General features: G+C 63.7%; 1 protein-coding gene. It reads left to right on the top strand.

What is annotated here, in order from left to right; all coding sequences use genetic code 11:
- Positions 1–65: 65 nt before the first annotated feature.
- Positions 66–468 (top strand): glycoside hydrolase family 15 protein (locus AACY45_RS28385; protein WP_339548790.1); only part of this gene is annotated, 403 nt, incomplete at its 3' end.

The following is a 468-nucleotide window of genomic DNA, read 5'->3' as shown; positions in this document are numbered from 1 at the left end:
ATCCAGTTCTCTTGGCCGCCCTGCTGGCCGACCGAGATGCCTTAGGAGGGATTGAGCCGCACGACATGATCCGTCGCGCGCTCGGCTTTATCGCTCGACTCGGTCCTTCGACGGACCAAGACCGCTGGGAAGAAAACAACGGGCTGAACGCATTCACCCTTGCCACCTGCATCGCGGCGCTTGTCGCAGGCGGCTCGCTGCTGGACGAGACGGCGCGCCACTGGGCCATAGCGCTGGCAGATTTCTGGAACGCCCATCTGGAAGACTGGCTCACCGCCAGCGCCTCCGAGCTGGCAAGAAAATTCGCTGTTGCCGGCTACTATGTCCGCACCTCGCCGCCGTCAGTGCTTTCCGACGGCCGCGCCGCACTCGATGAACTCGTGCCCATTCGCAACCGAAGCGATGGAGTGCGAATGCGGGCGAGCGAACAAGTCAGCACGGACTTCCTGCGCCTGGTCCGCTTTGGCC

This window comes from Pseudomonas sp. RA_35y_Pfl2_P32 (assembly GCF_963970735.1).
Taxonomy (GTDB): domain Bacteria; phylum Pseudomonadota; class Gammaproteobacteria; order Pseudomonadales; family Pseudomonadaceae; genus Aquipseudomonas.
This window is presented reverse-complemented; position numbering and strand designations above follow the sequence as displayed.